Origin of the sequence: Bradyrhizobium sp. NDS-1 (assembly GCF_032918005.1) — a bacterium.
Taxonomy (GTDB): domain Bacteria; phylum Pseudomonadota; class Alphaproteobacteria; order Rhizobiales; family Xanthobacteraceae; genus Bradyrhizobium; species Bradyrhizobium tunisiense.
Map to the genome: position 1 here is coordinate 2,986,112 of NZ_CP136628.1, position 14,853 is coordinate 3,000,964.

The 14,853-nt window shown below is 64.7% G+C and carries 11 protein-coding genes; 6 read left to right on the forward strand and 5 right to left on the reverse strand.

The window, feature by feature from the left end:
• Positions 1-3: 3 nt before the first annotated feature.
• A complete protein-coding gene (gene flbT, locus RX330_RS13765; protein WP_212091660.1) occupies positions 4-444 on the reverse strand; it encodes a flagellar biosynthesis repressor FlbT in 441 nt (146 codons plus the stop codon).
• Positions 445-764: 320 nt separating this feature from the next.
• Here flbT and RX330_RS13770 point away from each other — a divergent pair, with 320 nt between their 5' ends.
• The 5 genes from RX330_RS13770 to flaF all read left to right on the forward strand — a co-directional run bounded on the left by RX330_RS13770 (position 765) and on the right by flaF (position 11,468).
• Entirely contained in the window at positions 765-3,044 is a 2,280-nt protein-coding gene (locus tag RX330_RS13770) for a DUF1522 domain-containing protein (protein ID WP_317243348.1), read from the forward strand.
• A 363-nt stretch (positions 3,045-3,407) separates the two neighbouring features.
• A complete protein-coding gene (locus RX330_RS13775) occupies positions 3,408-5,687 on the forward strand; it encodes a DUF1522 domain-containing protein (RefSeq protein WP_317243349.1) in 2,280 nt (759 codons plus the stop codon).
• Positions 5,688-6,013: 326 nt separating this feature from the next.
• Positions 6,014-8,293, forward strand: coding sequence for a DUF1522 domain-containing protein (locus tag RX330_RS13780; protein WP_317243350.1), 2,280 nt, complete (start codon positions 6,014-6,016; stop codon positions 8,291-8,293).
• 219 nt (positions 8,294-8,512) lie between these two features.
• On the forward strand, positions 8,513-10,807 hold the full coding sequence (locus RX330_RS13785; protein ID WP_317243351.1) for a DUF1522 domain-containing protein: 2,295 nt from the start codon (positions 8,513-8,515) through the stop codon (positions 10,805-10,807).
• A 292-nt stretch (positions 10,808-11,099) separates the two neighbouring features.
• Entirely contained in the window at positions 11,100-11,468 is a 369-nt protein-coding gene (gene flaF, locus RX330_RS13790) for a flagellar biosynthesis regulator FlaF (RefSeq protein ID WP_008554779.1), read from the forward strand.
• A 114-nt stretch (positions 11,469-11,582) separates the two neighbouring features.
• On the opposite strand, the gene RX330_RS13795 is transcribed toward flaF, so the two are convergent.
• The 4 genes from RX330_RS13795 to RX330_RS13810 form a co-directional block, all read right to left on the reverse strand.
• Entirely contained in the window at positions 11,583-11,942 is a 360-nt protein-coding gene (locus RX330_RS13795) for a hypothetical protein (RefSeq protein WP_317243352.1), read from the reverse strand.
• A gap of 158 nt (positions 11,943-12,100) precedes the next feature.
• Entirely contained in the window at positions 12,101-12,598 is a 498-nt protein-coding gene (locus RX330_RS13800) for a hypothetical protein (protein ID WP_317243353.1), read from the reverse strand.
• A gap of 11 nt (positions 12,599-12,609) precedes the next feature.
• Positions 12,610-12,978 (reverse strand): flagellar assembly peptidoglycan hydrolase FlgJ, encoded by a 369-nt coding sequence (gene flgJ, locus RX330_RS13805; protein WP_317243354.1) that lies wholly within the window; start codon positions 12,976-12,978, stop codon positions 12,610-12,612.
• On the reverse strand, positions 12,978-14,099 hold the full coding sequence (locus tag RX330_RS13810) for a flagellar basal body P-ring protein FlgI (RefSeq protein ID WP_317243355.1): 1,122 nt from the start codon (positions 14,097-14,099) through the stop codon (positions 12,978-12,980). The genes flgJ and RX330_RS13810 overlap by 1 nt, the downstream gene beginning before the upstream one ends.
• Before the next feature lie 284 nt (positions 14,100-14,383).
• On the opposite strand from RX330_RS13810, the gene RX330_RS13815 reads away from it, so the two are divergent.
• Complete coding sequence (locus tag RX330_RS13815) at positions 14,384-14,797, forward strand: flagellar assembly protein FliX (RefSeq protein ID WP_317243356.1); 414 nt, start codon at positions 14,384-14,386, stop codon at positions 14,795-14,797.
• Positions 14,798-14,853 lie beyond the last annotated feature (56 nt).

A 14,853-nucleotide genomic window follows, 5' to 3' on the forward strand; every position in this document is an offset into this window, starting at 1 on the left:
CGGTCAGGCGGCGGAGCTCACGTCGTCCTTGTCCGCTTCGGCCTTCGGATGGGCGGCCTCGAATTGGCTCCGCAGCTTCTCTTCATAGGCGATCAGCTTGCGGGCATCCTTCAGTGCCCGGTAGAGGTCGCCGTTCAGGATGTTGTTGTTGATGGCTTCGATGATCGGCCAGGCGCTCGGCACCGCGGTGACGATGTCGCGCACCAGGTTGAAATAGGTGCCGTGCTGCGTCTGCGGATCCGGCGAGATGTACATGAGCTGCACCGCCAGATAGACGAGCTTGGCCGGCGTATCGGCGGTCTGGGGCGTGAGGATGTCGCGCTCGCGCAGGATCGGTACGTTGTCGCCGTCGATCAGGAGGCGGGCGCGCTGGTCCGTGTTGGTAATCACGCAGTTGCCGACGATGATACGTTCGTGCGGTCTGAGCTCGACCTTGAGGGCCATGCCTGTTCTCCATCAACGCTTTCGTAACCGAGCGTTCGTTGCGGCCTATCAGGGCGTGATTCTCGCTCGGAATTAGTTAACGAGCTCTAAATCCCGTGCGTTAGCGCGGAAAAACCCAGTGTTTCCAATGTTGTGGCGGGGTGGTGGCGCGGCGCCGCGCGCGGCGTCCACCGCCGAATCACACGCCACCCGGCAAAAGCACGGGTTTCATTTCATGTTTCGTTAGAGGTCTCGGCGCCACGGTCCGCCGTCGCTGGGTCGATCTCGATCCAAGCAGACGTGTAACAGTAAGCGTCGTTTACCAGAAAGGTAACAGAGTCATGTCCGGTATCGTTCTCTCCGCATCGGTTCGCCAGAACCTGCTCTCCCTCCAGTCCACCGCTGACCTCCTCGCCACCACGCAGAACCGTCTGTCGACCGGCAAGAGCGTCAACTCGGCCCTGGACAATCCCACCAACTTCTTCACGGCCCAGTCGCTCGACAACCGCGCCAGCGACATCAACAATCTGCTCGACGGTATCGCCAACGGCGTGCAGGTGCTGCAGGCTGCCAACACCGGCATCACCTCGCTTCAGAAGCTGATCGACAGCGCCAAGTCGATCGCCAACCAGGCGCTGCAGACCACGGTCGGCTATTCCACCAAGTCCAACGTTTCCGCCACCATCTCCGGTGCAACGGCGGCTGACCTGCGTGGCACGACGAGCTTCGCCAGCGCGACGGCGAGCAGCAACGTGGTGTTCAGCGGCGCTGCCGGCGGCACGACGGCTGCGAGCGGCACCACGACGCTCGGCGCCACCATCGGCGCCTTCGCGGGCACCGCGGCAACGGCCGGCGACGGCACCACGGCCCTGACCGGCACCATCACGCTGATCGCCACCAACGGCACGACCGCCACCGGTCTGGCGAGCAACGCTCAGCCCGCCGATGGCGACACGCTGACCGTGAACGGCAAGACCATCACCTTCCGCAGCGGTTCCGCTCCGGCCTCGAGCGGCGTTCCGTCCGGCTCGGGCGTCAGCGGCAACCTCGTCACCGACGGCAGCGGCAACACCACCATCTATCTCGGCACGGCCGGCACCCCGACTGCGAACGTCAACGACCTGTTGACCGCGGTCGATCTGGCCAGCGGCGTCAAGACGGTCTCCATCAGCGCCGGTGCTGCGACGATTGCGACGAGCAACAACCAGACCGCTTCGAGCGTTGGCGGCGGTGCCGTCACACTGAGAAGCTCGACGGGTGCGGATCTCAGCGTCACCGGCAAGGCCGACCTGCTCAAGTCTCTCGGCCTGAGCGCATCGGTCGGTGGCGGCAACGCCACGGTGACCGTCAACCGGACCACGACCGCAGCCTCGCTCGGTGCGACGATCACCGACGGTTCGACGCTGAATGTCAACGGTCACGTCATCACCTTCAAGAACGCGCCGATCCCGGGCTCGACCGGTGCTCCGAGCGTTCCGACAGGATTTGGCGCCAACGGCAACGTCCTCACCGACGGCGCCGGCAACTCGACGGTCTATCTGCAGGGCGGCACGGTCAACGACGTCCTGAAGGCGATCGACCTGGCCACCGGCGTGCAGACCGCGACGGTCAACGCCAACGGCACCGCGACGCTTGCGACGGCCTCCGGCCAGACCAACTCGTCGATCAACGCCTCGGGCCAGCTCAAGCTCTCGACCGGCGTTAACGCCGATCTGTCGATCACCGGTACCGGCAACGCGCTGAACGCGCTTGGCCTCGCCGGCAACACCGGGACGGCGACCGCGTTCACCGCGGCCCGCACCTCCGGCGTCGGCGGTATCAGCGGCAAGACCTTGACCTTCTCCTCCTTCAACGGCGGCACGGCGGTCAACGTCACCTTCGGCGACGGCACCAACGGCACGGTCAAGACGCTCGATCAGCTCAACACCAAGCTGCAGGCCAACAACCTGTCTGCGACGATCGACGCCAACGGCCTGCTGACCATCTCGACCACCAACGACTACGCGTCCTCGACCATCGGATCGAGCGCCGCAGGTGGTGCGATCGGCGGCACGCTGACCTCGTCGCTGACCTTCTCGACGGCTTCCACTCCCGTCCAGGATACGGTTGCACAGACCTCGCGTGCGAACCTGGTCTCTCAGTACAACAACATCCTGAACCAGATCGACACGACGGCGCAGGACTCCTCGTTCAACGGTGTCAACCTCTTGAACGGCGACCAGCTCAAGCTGGTGTTCGACGAGACCGGCAAGTCGAACCTGAGCATCACGGGCGTGACCTACAACTCCAAGGGTCTGGGCCTTGCTGCGCTGACCAGCGGTGTCGACTTCATCGACAACGCTGCCACCAACAAGGTGCTGACCAACCTGAACGCCGCGTCGAGCACGCTGCGCTCGGAAGCCTCGGCCCTCGGTTCGAACCTCTCGGTGGTGCAGGTTCGTCAGGACTTCAACAAGAGCCTGATCAACGTGCTGCAGACCGGTTCGGCCAACCTGACGCTGGCCGACACCAACACCGAAGCGGCCAACAGCCAGGCGCTGTCGACCCGCCAGTCCATCGCGGTCTCCGCGCTGTCGCTGGCCAACCAGTCGCAGCAGAGCGTGCTGCAGCTGCTCCGCTAACGAGCGGACGACATCGCAAGACGATCACGGCGGCGGGGCTTCGGCCCCGCCGCTTTGTTTTTGCAACGGCATCAAGGTGCCGCTCGGCGAGGCCGGAGTGCATGCGTTCGGATGCAGCGAATTGCTCACTCTGAGTTATGGTTGATAAGTCGCAAATGCCTCGCCGCTGCACCAAAAAGCATCATTCTATCATGACGATATAGGCGAGCACGATCCGGCTCCGAACGCGCGTATGGTGAATCCGGGCAAGGACTGCCGCGACACGCTTCATGCTTTGTTAGCCGTCTGCGTTCACCGTCCCGGCATCGATTAATCCTAATCGAAGTTTGTTTGTTGCGTTGCGTACCAGAAGGGTAACACTCAATGTCCGGTATCGTCCTCTCCTCGTCGGTTCGTCAGAACCTGCTCTCCCTCCAGTCCACCGCTGACCTCCTCGCCACCACACAGAGCCGTCTGTCGACCGGCAAGAGCGTCAACTCGGCCCTGGACAATCCCACCAACTTCTTCACCGCACAGTCGCTCGACAACCGCGCCAGCGACATCAACAATTTGCTCGACGGCATCGCCAACGGCGTGCAGGTGCTGCAGGCCGCCAACACCGGCATCACCTCGCTGCAGAAGCTGATCGACAGCGCCAAGTCGATCGCCAACCAGGCGCTGCAGACCACGGTCGGCTACTCCACCAAGTCGAACGTCTCGACCACCATCTCCGGTGCGACGTCGGCCGATCTGCGCGGCACGACCAGCTTCGCCAGCGCGACCGCGAGCAGCAACGTGCTGTATAGCGGTGCTGCCGGCGGCACGACGGCTGCGAGCGGCACCACGACGCTCGGCGCCACCATCGGCGCCTTCGCGGGCACCGCGGCAACGGCCGGCGACGGCACCACGGCCCTGACCGGCACCATCACGCTGATCGCCACCAACGGCACCACCGCAACCGGTCTGGCGAGCAACGCTCAGCCCGCCGATGGCGACACGCTGACCGTGAACGGCAAGACCATCACCTTCCGCAGCGGTTCCGCTCCGGCGGCGGCCAGCGTTCCGACCGGCTCGGGCGTCAGCGGCAACCTCGTCACCGACGGCAACGGCAACACCACGGTCTATCTCGGCACGGCCGGCACCCCGACTGCGACCGTCAACGACCTGTTGACCGCGGTCGATCTCGCCAGCGGCGTCAAGACGGTCGCCATCAGCGCCGGTGCTGCGACGATCGCCACGAGCAACAACCAGACCGCTTCGAGCGTTGGCGGCGGTGCCGTCACACTGAGGAGCTCGACGGGTGCGGATCTCAGCGTCACCGGCAAGGCCGACCTGCTCAAGTCTCTTGGCCTGAGCGCATCGGTCGGCGGCGGCAACGCCACGGTGTCCGTCAACCGGACCACGACCGCAGCCTCGCTCGGTGCGACGATCACCGACGGTTCGACATTGAACGTCAACGGTCACGTCATCACCTTCAAGAACGCGCCGATCCCGGGCTCGACCGGTGCTCCCAGCGTTCCGACAGGATTTGGCGCCACCGGCAACGTCCTCACCGACGGCGCCGGCAACTCGACGGTCTATCTGCAGGGCGGCACGGTCAACGACGTCCTGAAGGCGATCGACCTGGCCACCGGCGTGCAGACCGCGACGATCGGCGCCAACGGCACCGCGACGCTTGCGACGGCCTCCGGCCAGACCAACTCGTCGATCAACGCCTCGGGCCAGCTCAAGCTCTCGACCGGCGTTAACGCCGACCTGTCGGTCACCGGCACCGGCAATGCGCTGAATGCGCTTGGCCTCGCCGGCAACACCGGGACTGCGACCGCCTTCACAGCGGCCCGCACCTCCGGCGTCGGCGGTATCAGCGGCAAGACCTTGACCTTCACCTCCTTCAACGCAGGCACGGCGGTCAACGTCACCTTCGGCGACGGCACCAACGGCACGGTCAAGACGCTCGATCAGCTCAACACCAAGCTGCAGGCCAACAACCTGTCTGCGACGATCGACGCCAACGGCCTGCTGACGATCTCGACCACCAACGACTACGCGTCCTCGACCATCGGATCGAGCGCCGCAGGTGGTGCGATCGGCGGTACGCTGACCTCGGCGCTGACCTTCTCGACGGCTTCCACTCCCGTCCAGGACGTCGTCGCACAGACCTCGCGTGCGAACCTGGTCTCTCAGTACAACAACATCCTGAACCAGATCGACTCGACGGCGCAGGACTCCTCGTTCAACGGCGTCAACCTGCTCAACGGCGACCAGCTCAAGCTGGTGTTCGACGAGACCGGCAAGTCGAACCTGAGCATCACGGGCGTGACCTACAACTCCAAGGGTCTGGGCCTTGCTGCGCTGACCAGCGGTGTCGACTTCATCGACAACGCTGCCACCAACAAGGTGCTGACCAACCTGAACGCCGCGTCGAGCACGCTGCGCTCGGAAGCCTCGGCTCTCGGCTCGAACCTGACGATCGTGCAGGTTCGTCAGGACTTCAACAAGAACCTGATCAACGTGCTGCAGACCGGCTCGGCCAACCTGACGCTGGCCGACACCAACGTCGAGGCGGCCAACAGCCAGGCGCTGTCGACCCGCCAGTCCATCGCGGTCTCCGCGCTGTCGCTGGCCAACCAGTCGCAGCAGAGCGTGCTCCAGCTGCTCCGCTAACAAGCGGACGACATCGCAAGACGATCACGGCGGCGGGGCTTCGGCCCCGCCGCTTTTTTCATTCGTCACGCGACGTTTCGAGAGGTCGGGCCTCACTCCGAAAAAGTAACCAGGGGTTATGGTTAATGGAGCGTAAGCGCGAAGAAATACCAATGATTTCAGGTCGATTGTCGATCCCCTCGGTGCCTTGCCCACGCTTATGGTGAACCGGCGCTTATGCAGGCGAAGTTCGTTTCACCTTTTGTTAGCCATGTCGCGGCACGCTGGCCCCGTCACTCGATCCGAAGCGATCGAACGAAGACGCGTAAGCCAGAAGGGTAAGAGTCATGTCAGGTATTGTTCTCTCTGCGTCGGTTCGCCAGAACCTTCTCTCTCTCCAGTCCACCGCCGATCTTCTCGCCACCACACAGAACCGTCTGTCGACCGGCAAGAGCGTCAACTCGGCCCTGGACAATCCCACCAACTTCTTCACGGCACAGTCGCTCGACAACCGCGCCAGCGACATCAACAATTTGCTCGACGGCATCGCCAACGGCGTGCAGGTGCTGCAGGCCGCCAACACCGGCCTGACCTCGCTGCAGAAGCTGATCGACAGCGCCAAGTCGATCGCCAACCAGGCGCTGCAGACCACCGTCGGCTACTCCACCAAGTCCAACGTCTCCACCACGATCGCCGGTGCGACGGCGGCCGACCTGCGCGGTACGACTTCGTTCGCCAGCGCGACCGCGAGCAGCAACGTGCTGTATAACGGCACGGCCGGCGGCACCACGGCGGCGAACGGCACCACGACGCTCGGCGCCACCATCGGCGCCTTCACGGGCACTGCGGGAACGGCCGGCGACGGCACCACGGCCCTGACCGGCACCATCACGCTGATTGCCACCAACGGCACGACCGCCACCGGCCTCGCCAGCAACGCTCAGCCCGCCGACGGCGACACGCTGACGGTGAACGGCAAGACCATCACGTTCCGCAGCGGCGCTGCGCCGACGTCGGCGGGCGTTCCGGCCGGTTCGGGCGTCAGCGGCAATCTCGTCACCGACGGCAACGGCAACACCACGGTCTATCTCGGCACGGCCGGCACCCCGACTGCGACCGTCAACGACCTGTTGACCGCGGTCGATCTCGCCAGCGGCGTCAAGACGGTCGCCATCAGTGCCGGTGCTGCGACGATTGCCACGAGCAACAACCAGACCGCTTCGAGCGTCGGCGGCGGTGCCGTCACGCTGAGAAGCTCGACGGGTGCGGATCTCAGCGTCACCGGCAGAGCCGACCTGCTCAAGTCTCTCGGCCTGAGCGCATCGGTCGGCGGCGGCAATGCCACGGTGTCCGTCAACCGGACCACGACCTCGGCCTCGCTCGGTGCGACGATCACCGACGGTTCGACGCTGAACGTCAACGGTCACGTCATCACCTTCAAGAACGCGCCGATCCCCGGCTCGACCGGTGCTCCCAGCGTTCCGACAGGATTTGGCGCTACCGGCAACGTCCTCACCGACGGCAACGGCAACTCGACGGTCTATCTGCAGGGCGGCACGGTCAACGACGTCCTGAAGGCGATCGATCTGGCCACCGGCGTGCAGACCGCGACGATCGGCGCCAACGGCACCGCGACGCTTGCGACCGCAACCGGTCAATCGAACTCCACGATCAATACGTCCGGTCAGCTCAAACTCTCGACCGGCATCAATGCCGATCTGTCAATCACCGGCAGCGGCAACGCGTTGAACGTGTTAGGCCTCGCCGGCAACACCGGTAGCGCGACTGCCTTTACTGCGGCCCGCACCTCCGGCATCGGCGGCATCGCCGGGAAGACCTTGACCTTCACCTCCTTCAACGGCGGCACGGCGGTCAACGTCACCTTCGGCGACGGCACCAACGGCACGATCAAGACGCTCGATCAGCTCAACACCAAGCTGCAGGCCAACAACCTCGCCGCGACGATCGATGCCAACGGCCTGCTGACGATCACGGCCTCGAACGACTACGCGTCCTCGACGCTCGGCTCGACGGTGGCCGGCGGCGCGATCGGCGGCACGCTCACTTCGGCGCTGACCTTCTCGACGGCCTCCACCCCCGTCCAGGATGGCGTTGCCCAGACGGCGCGTGCCAATCTGGTGTCTCAGTTCAACAACATCCTGAACCAGATCGACACCACCGCGCAGGACTCCTCGTTCAACGGTGTCAACCTCTTGAACGGCGATCAGCTCAAGCTAGTGTTCGACGAGACCGCTAAGTCGAGCCTGAACATCACGGGCGTGACCTATAATTCCAAGGGTCTCGGCCTCGCTGCGCTGACGATCGGCGTCGACTTCATCGACAACGCCGCCGCCAACCGGGTGCTGACCAACCTGAACGCCGCCTCGAGCACGCTGCGCTCGCAGGCCTCGAGCCTCGGCTCGAACCTCTCGGTGGTGCAGATCCGTCAGGACTTCAACAAGAACCTGATCAACGTGCTGCAGACCGGTTCGTCCAACCTGACCCTGGCCGACACCAACGTCGAGGCGGCCAACAGCCAGGCGCTGTCGACCCGACAGTCGATCGCGGTCTCCGCGCTGTCGCTGGCCAACCAGTCGCAGCAGAGCGTGCTCCAGCTGCTCCGCTAATAAGCGATTGAAATTGCTGAATAAAAACGAGCGGCGGGGCCATTTGCCCCGCCGCTCTTTCTTTGCGCCCTGGGCGGGCAGGGGCATTCACCGGCCATTAACCCTGTCGTTTAAACCGGCGTTAACCATACTTTAAAGGACACCCCTTAAGACTGGACAAAAGCCCGCTTTCGAGACCGCGCGGCCGATTCGTATCCGGTTCAAGAGGAAGACTCGCCAATGTCCAACATCGTTCTCTCGGCGTCCGTTCGCCAGAACCTGTTGTCGCTGCAGTCGACGGCCGACTTGCTGGCCACGACGCAGGAGCGGCTGTCGACCGGCAAGAAGGTCAACACGGCGCTCGACAACCCCACCAACTTCTTCACCGCGCAGGGGTTGGACAACCGGGCGAGCGACATCAGTAACCTGCTCGACGGCATCAACAACGGTGTGCAGGTGCTCCAGGCTGCCAACACCGGCATCACCTCGCTGCAGAAGCTGATCGACAGCGCGAAATCGATCGCCAACCAGGCGCTCCAGACCACGGTCGGCTATTCCACCAAGTCGAACGTCTCCACCACGATTCCCGGCGCAACGCCCGCCGACCTTCGCGGCACGACCTCCTATGCCAGCGCGACCGCCAAGAGCAACGTGCTCTATACCGGTGCAGCCGGTGGCACGACCCCGGTCACCGGGACTGCGGCGCTGGGCGCATCGCTCGGCTCGAGTGCCGGCACGTTTACCGGCACGGCAGCGCTTGCCACCGACGGCACCACCGCGCTGTCCGGCACCGCGACGTTGGTTGGCACCACCGCGTCCACCACGTTCGCAGCCGCGCCCGCCGACGGTGACACGCTAACCGTGAACGGCAAGACCATCACCTTCCGCACCGGCGCTGCTCCGAGCACGCAACCGACCGGCTGGGGCCTCGACGCCAGCGGGCACATCGCCACCGACGGCAACGGCAATTCGATCGTCTATGAGGGAACGGCGGCTGCGCCGTTGGCGACCATCAACGACGTCCTCACCGCGATCGATCTCGCCAGCGGCGTCAAGACCGCCACGATCAGCGCGAGCGCGGCGACTATCGCGGTCAGCGGCTCGGCAGGACCCGTCGGCACACTTCAAGTGGCATCGTCCATCTCGGGCGGCGGCCAGGTCACGCTGAAGAGCTCGACCGGCGCGGACCTGAGCGTGACGGGCAAGGCCGACTTCCTCAACAAGCTCGGTCTGACCGCCGCGACCGGCGCAGGCAATGCGAGCGTGACCGCGGCACGATCGACCACCGCCGGCTCGCTGGGCACCCTCGTTCAGGACGGCTCGACCCTGAACATCGGCGGCAAGACCATCACCTTCAAGAACGCTCAGACGCCGCAATCGGCGGCGAGCGTGGCCACCGGCTTTGGCGTCAGCGGCAACGTCGTCACCGACGGCAACGGCAACTCGACGGTCTATATCCAGAGCGCGACGCTGACCGACCTGCTCAACTCGATCGACCTCGCGACCGGCGTCAAGTCCGCCAGCATCTTCAACGGTGCGGCGACGTTGTCGACCACCGCCGGCCAGATCCCCTCGTCGGTCAACAGCAGCGGCCAGCTTGCGCTCTCCACCGGTATCAATGCCGACCTGTCGATCACCGGCACCGGCAACGCACTGAGCGCGTTCGGCCTCAGCGGCAACACGGGAACGGCGACCGCCTTCACCGCGGCGCGCACCTCCGGTATCGGTGGTGTCAGCGGCAAGACGCTGACCTTCACCTCCTTCAACGGGGGCACCCCGGTCAACGTCACCTTCGGCGACGGCACCAACGGCACCGTCAAGACGCTGGACCAGCTCAACGCACAGCTTCAGGCCAATCACCTGACCGCGACGATCGATGCCAACGGCGTGCTCACGGTGACGACCGTCAACGAATACGCCTCCTCGACGCTCGGCTCGACGCTCGCCGGCGGCGCGGTCGGCGGCACGATCACCGGTGTCCTGGCCTTCACCACCGCCCAGCCGCCGGTGCAGGATCCGGTCGCGCAGACGGCCCGTTCGAACCTGGTCAACCAGTTCAACAACATCCTGGCCCAGATCGACACGACGTCGCAGGACTCCTCATTCAACGGCGTCAACCTGCTCAACGGCGACACGCTGAAGCTCGTCTTCAACGAGACCGGAAGCTCGACGCTCGGCATCAACGGCGTGGTGTTCAACGCCGCCGGCCTCGGTCTCAGCAATCTCGTCAACGGCGTCGACTTCATCGACAACGGCGCCACCAACAGGGTGCTGGCGAGCCTGAACGCGGCCTCGAGCACGCTGCGCTCCCAAGGCTCCACGCTCGGTTCGAACCTCTCGATCGTGCAGGTGCGTCAGGACTTCTCCAAGAACCTGATCAACGTGCTGCAGACCGGCTCGTCCAATCTGACGCTCGCCGACACCAACGAGGAAGCGGCGAACAGCCAGGCGCTGTCGACTCGCCAGTCGATCGCGGTGTCCGCGCTGTCGCTGGCGAACCAGTCGCAGCAGAGCGTACTGCAGCTGCTCCGTTAATTCGGGAGCGAGGCTCACCATTCGAGATTTCGCGGCGGGGCTAAGCGCTCCGCCGTTCTTTTGAAGGAGATCGCTAAGACAAGGTTAGCTGAGATCAGACGCATCACGCGAAGCGAGTTTACATCGTGCGTGCGTGGATCTAGCGTTGTGCCGAAGAAGAGCTCCGCGACCCGTACTTATCCGGAGTGCTTCCAAGCACACACGTAAGCAAATCTTAAGCGGTGCTGCCTAGGGTTGGGAAAGAAATCCTTAAGCGCTTACAACGCGCTAGGTAACCTCCAGGGTGTGATTGATGTCGAATTCCGCTGCCTCGGCTTATGCGCGTGTTGCAACCACCACCGCATCTCCTCGCGACATCGAGGCGCAGACTCTGCTGAAGGCCGCGAACAAGCTCCAGGACGCCGTGAACAACGCCGATCCGCTCAGCGAGCAGACCATGCAGGCCCTCATGTTCAATCGCAAGCTCTGGACCATCTTCTTGAGCGAGGCGATGCGCGACAACAATCCGCAGCCGATCGACGTGCGGCAGAAGATCGCCAACATCAGCGTGTTCGTGCTGAGCCAGACCGCAGCGCTCCAGATGAGCCCGCAGTTCGATCACTTCCGTCCGCTGATCGAAATCAACCGCAACATCGCTGCTGGTCTGTCCGGACGGCCGTGACGGGCGGGTTTGGATCACGGCTTGTCGTCTTGTTCCGGCAATACGACTTCTGCGCGAACCGGTGCCGGTCCGCGCAGAGCAAGAACTCCCTCACCGATTCCTCGATCGTGATCGTCAGGCGCTGACGTCCGTGCTGAGGGGACGCGAGGGCTCGGCCTTCATATCCAGTGCGTGGAAATAGGCCCGCCGGCGCAACATTGCCTCGTCGGGAAACTGGTTGACCACCGCGTCGGTCCGCTCGTTGACGATCTGGAAGACGAAGGATGCGGCCGCCTGGTCGAACACGACCTGGCGCGAGACGTTCTCGCGGTTCGGCAAATCATTGCGCACCGGCGCGCTCGTATCGCTCGCGGCGACCGTCTGCCTCACCGGAAGATCAGTCTGTACAGCCTCGTTCGCCGCCGAGTTCGACGTCGCTACGATCTGCACGGGAGCCGGGATCCCCACCGGCCGAATGCTGAAATCTGTACTCATGGCAGCCTCCTGGTTGCCTCACGTGAGTCAAATCCCAACCCCTCTAATAACGCAACCATGGAACACCAGGACTGAAGACCCGGTAAGGAAACGCAGCTAACCGCGCGACAATCCCGTCGCGCGGTTTTTCGTAAAATCGTCCCTTGTTTTGCGTGGGCTCAGAGCGAGCGGCTGACCGCGAGCGGGGTGATGTGGCGCGGGCCTGGAGCTGCGCGGCGCCCGGCGGCCGTATAGGTGTTCGGCACGTTGCGCTTCTGGATCTCGGCGTTGACGCCGCGCACGACGCTTTCGGAGACGGCGTGCGCCGTCGCGAGCACGGTGAGATTGACCTGGAGCATCGCGCGGAACGCGTCGTGGTGGCGATGCAGCGTCGAGAGCAGCTCCGGCGCGGACTTCGCGAGCTGCGGCTGGTTCGCCTTCAACTGGCCGACGGCGCCGACATAGTTTCGCGACAGCTCCTGCTTCTTGCTCTCGAGCATCATTGCCTCGCGGACCTTGCCGGCGCGAACGAGCTCGGTCTCGCGCTCGATCAGACCGAGCAGGGCGTTCATCGCATCCATGAGGTCTTCGGCGAGCTTGCGCGCCTCGGCGCCGCCGGGCGCGGTGTTCGGACGCTGGGCTTGCATCGTCTGACGTGAGGCGTTGAACTGGTTCATCTCGTTGGACCTTATGCCGTGCGGATCGTTTTCGCCTGCTGCAGGATGAGGGTGCGGTAGACTTCGGTGGCGACGCCGACACCGCCGGCATTGGCGAAGTTCTTGGAATATTGCTCGGTCAGCATCGAGCGCCACACGCCGGTGCCGGGCGTGTCCCCGAACGGGCCTTCGCCCTTCAGGCCCGAGGTCATCTGCGAGAACATGCTGTTGAGGAACATCGCCTCGAAGTCGGTGGCGGTCTTCTGCGCCCTGGCCTGCTGCTTCGGCGAGACCTTTTGCAGGGCGCTCGCCAGCTCGAAGTCCGGCCGTCCGTTGCGGCTTTCCACCGAGAAGGCCGAGGAGGTGGTGAGGCGCGGCGTGTTGATCGCGTTCGTTTGCATCACATCACCTCGATGTCGGCTTCGATCGCGCCGGCGGCCTTGATCGCCTGGAGAATGCTGATCATGTCGCGCGGACCGATGCCGAGGCCGTTGAGGCCGTCGACGAGCTGCTGCAGCGAGACGCCGTCCTTGACGACGGCGAGCTTCTTGCCGTCCTCGGTGACTGTGACGCTGCTGCGCGGCGCGACCACGGTGCGGCCACGCGACAGCGGGTTGGGCTGGCTCACCTGCGGGCTCTCGGAGATGGTGACCGTGAGGTTGCCCTGCGCCACCGCGACCGTGGCGACGCGGACGTCGCGGCCCATCACGATGATGCCGCTGCGCTCATCGATGATGATCTTGGCGGCGAGATCGGGATCGACCTGGAGCTGCTCGATCTCGGTGAGAAAGGCGACGACGTTGCCCTTGAACTCCGGCGGGATCGAAAGCTGCACCGTGGAGGGATCGATCGGCTCGGCGGTCTTGACGCCGAGATAGTCGTTGACCGCAGCCGCGATCCGCTTGGCCGTTGTGAAGTCGGCATTGCGCAGCGCCAGGCGCACGTTCGGCAGCCGGTTGAGCGCAAACTCGATCTCGCGCTCGATGATGGCGCCGTTGGCGATGCGTCCCACGGTCGGGACGCCTCGCACGATCTTGGCCGCCTCGCCCTCGGCCTGGAAGCCGGAGATCGCGAGCGAGCCCTGCGCCACCGCATAGACGTTGCCGTCGGCACCCAACAGGGGGGTGACGAGCAGGGTGCCGCCCTGGAGGTTCTTGGCATCGCCGAGCGCGGACACGGTGACGTCCATGCGCGTGCCCTGGGTGGCGAAGGCCGGCAGATTGCCGGTGACCATCACGGCGGCGACGTTGCCGGTGCGGATGGTGGCGCCGCGGATGTTGACGCCCATGCGCTCGAGCATCGCCTGCAGCGACTGCTTGGTGAAGGGGATGTTGTTGAGGGTGTCGCCGGTGCCGTTGAGGCCGACGACGAGGCCGTAGCCGATGAGCTGGTTCTGCCGCACGCCTTCGATGTTGGCGAGGTCCTTGATGCGCGAGGTCGCAGCCGCCGGCGCGACCGACAGCGCCAGCGCCAGCGCCGCGCAGGCCACCCCGACAATCCTCACCCAACGAACGCCTGGCATCCTCTGCTCCCCAAGCCTCTTCTGAAAAGGCTCCTCAAATCGGAAACACCGCACGACACTCCCATGACGAGCTGGTCCGGCGCTGTCCTTGCGAGTGCTGTGCCAACCGGCGGCAGCGAGGTAGGTGGCTGAATAGGTTGAATAAATCTGTTTCGACCGGCGTCAGCGGTCGTTCGCCCTGAGGAGCGAAACTGCCGCCCGTCGGCAGATTTTGCCGGGCTGTTTACGTCCCGTTAACCATAAGACGGCGAAGGTGAGGCATCGATCACCCGGATTCCCTTCCGATGCGCATCTACGGACCGAACGGCACCACGCTTGGAACGCCGGCCAGCCAGGCCAGGCGGACCGGCTCCGGCACCTTCGTGCTGCCCGACGCCTCGTCGGCACAGGAGACGCGGAGCGCTGCCGCACCGAAGGCCGCCGCCAACATCGACGGGCTGTTGGCTCTGCAAGGTGTCGAGGAGGATCCGGTCGAGCGTCGCAAGCGCTCGGTGGCCCGCGGCAGGACTGCGCTCGACGTGCTCGACGATCTCAAGATGGGGCTGTTGTCAGGCAATCTCGACGCCTCGACCGTGATGCGCTTGCGGGATGCGGCGGCGAACCTCAAATCGTCCTCGGGCGATCCCGGTCTCGATTCCCTGCTGTCCGAGATCGAGCTGCGCGTCGAGGTCGAGCTGGCCAAGGCCGGGCGGGTTTAGCAGGCTGTCGTCGCCCGGCTTGACCGGGCGACCCAGTATTCCAGAGAAAGCAGCGA

What these genes read in the sequence shown, in the direction of transcription:
- flbT (WP_212091660.1), bottom strand. Translation starts at nt 444, where the DNA reads ATGGCCCTCAAGGTCGAGCTCAGACCGCACGAACGTATCATCGTCGGC.
- RX330_RS13770 (WP_317243348.1), top strand. Translation starts at nt 765, where the DNA reads ATGTCCGGTATCGTTCTCTCCGCATCGGTTCGCCAGAACCTGCTCTCC.
- RX330_RS13775 (WP_317243349.1), top strand. Translation starts at nt 3,408, where the DNA reads ATGTCCGGTATCGTCCTCTCCTCGTCGGTTCGTCAGAACCTGCTCTCC.
- RX330_RS13780 (WP_317243350.1), top strand. Translation starts at nt 6,014, where the DNA reads ATGTCAGGTATTGTTCTCTCTGCGTCGGTTCGCCAGAACCTTCTCTCT.
- RX330_RS13785 (WP_317243351.1), top strand. Translation starts at nt 8,513, where the DNA reads ATGTCCAACATCGTTCTCTCGGCGTCCGTTCGCCAGAACCTGTTGTCG.
- flaF (WP_008554779.1), top strand. Translation starts at nt 11,100, where the DNA reads ATGTCGAATTCCGCTGCCTCGGCTTATGCGCGTGTTGCAACCACCACC.
- RX330_RS13795 (WP_317243352.1), bottom strand. Translation starts at nt 11,942, where the DNA reads ATGAGTACAGATTTCAGCATTCGGCCGGTGGGGATCCCGGCTCCCGTG.
- RX330_RS13800 (WP_317243353.1), bottom strand. Translation starts at nt 12,598, where the DNA reads ATGAACCAGTTCAACGCCTCACGTCAGACGATGCAAGCCCAGCGTCCG.
- flgJ (WP_317243354.1), bottom strand. Translation starts at nt 12,978, where the DNA reads ATGCAAACGAACGCGATCAACACGCCGCGCCTCACCACCTCCTCGGCC.
- RX330_RS13810 (WP_317243355.1), bottom strand. Translation starts at nt 14,099, where the DNA reads ATGCCAGGCGTTCGTTGGGTGAGGATTGTCGGGGTGGCCTGCGCGGCG.
- RX330_RS13815 (WP_317243356.1), top strand. Translation starts at nt 14,384, where the DNA reads ATGCGCATCTACGGACCGAACGGCACCACGCTTGGAACGCCGGCCAGC.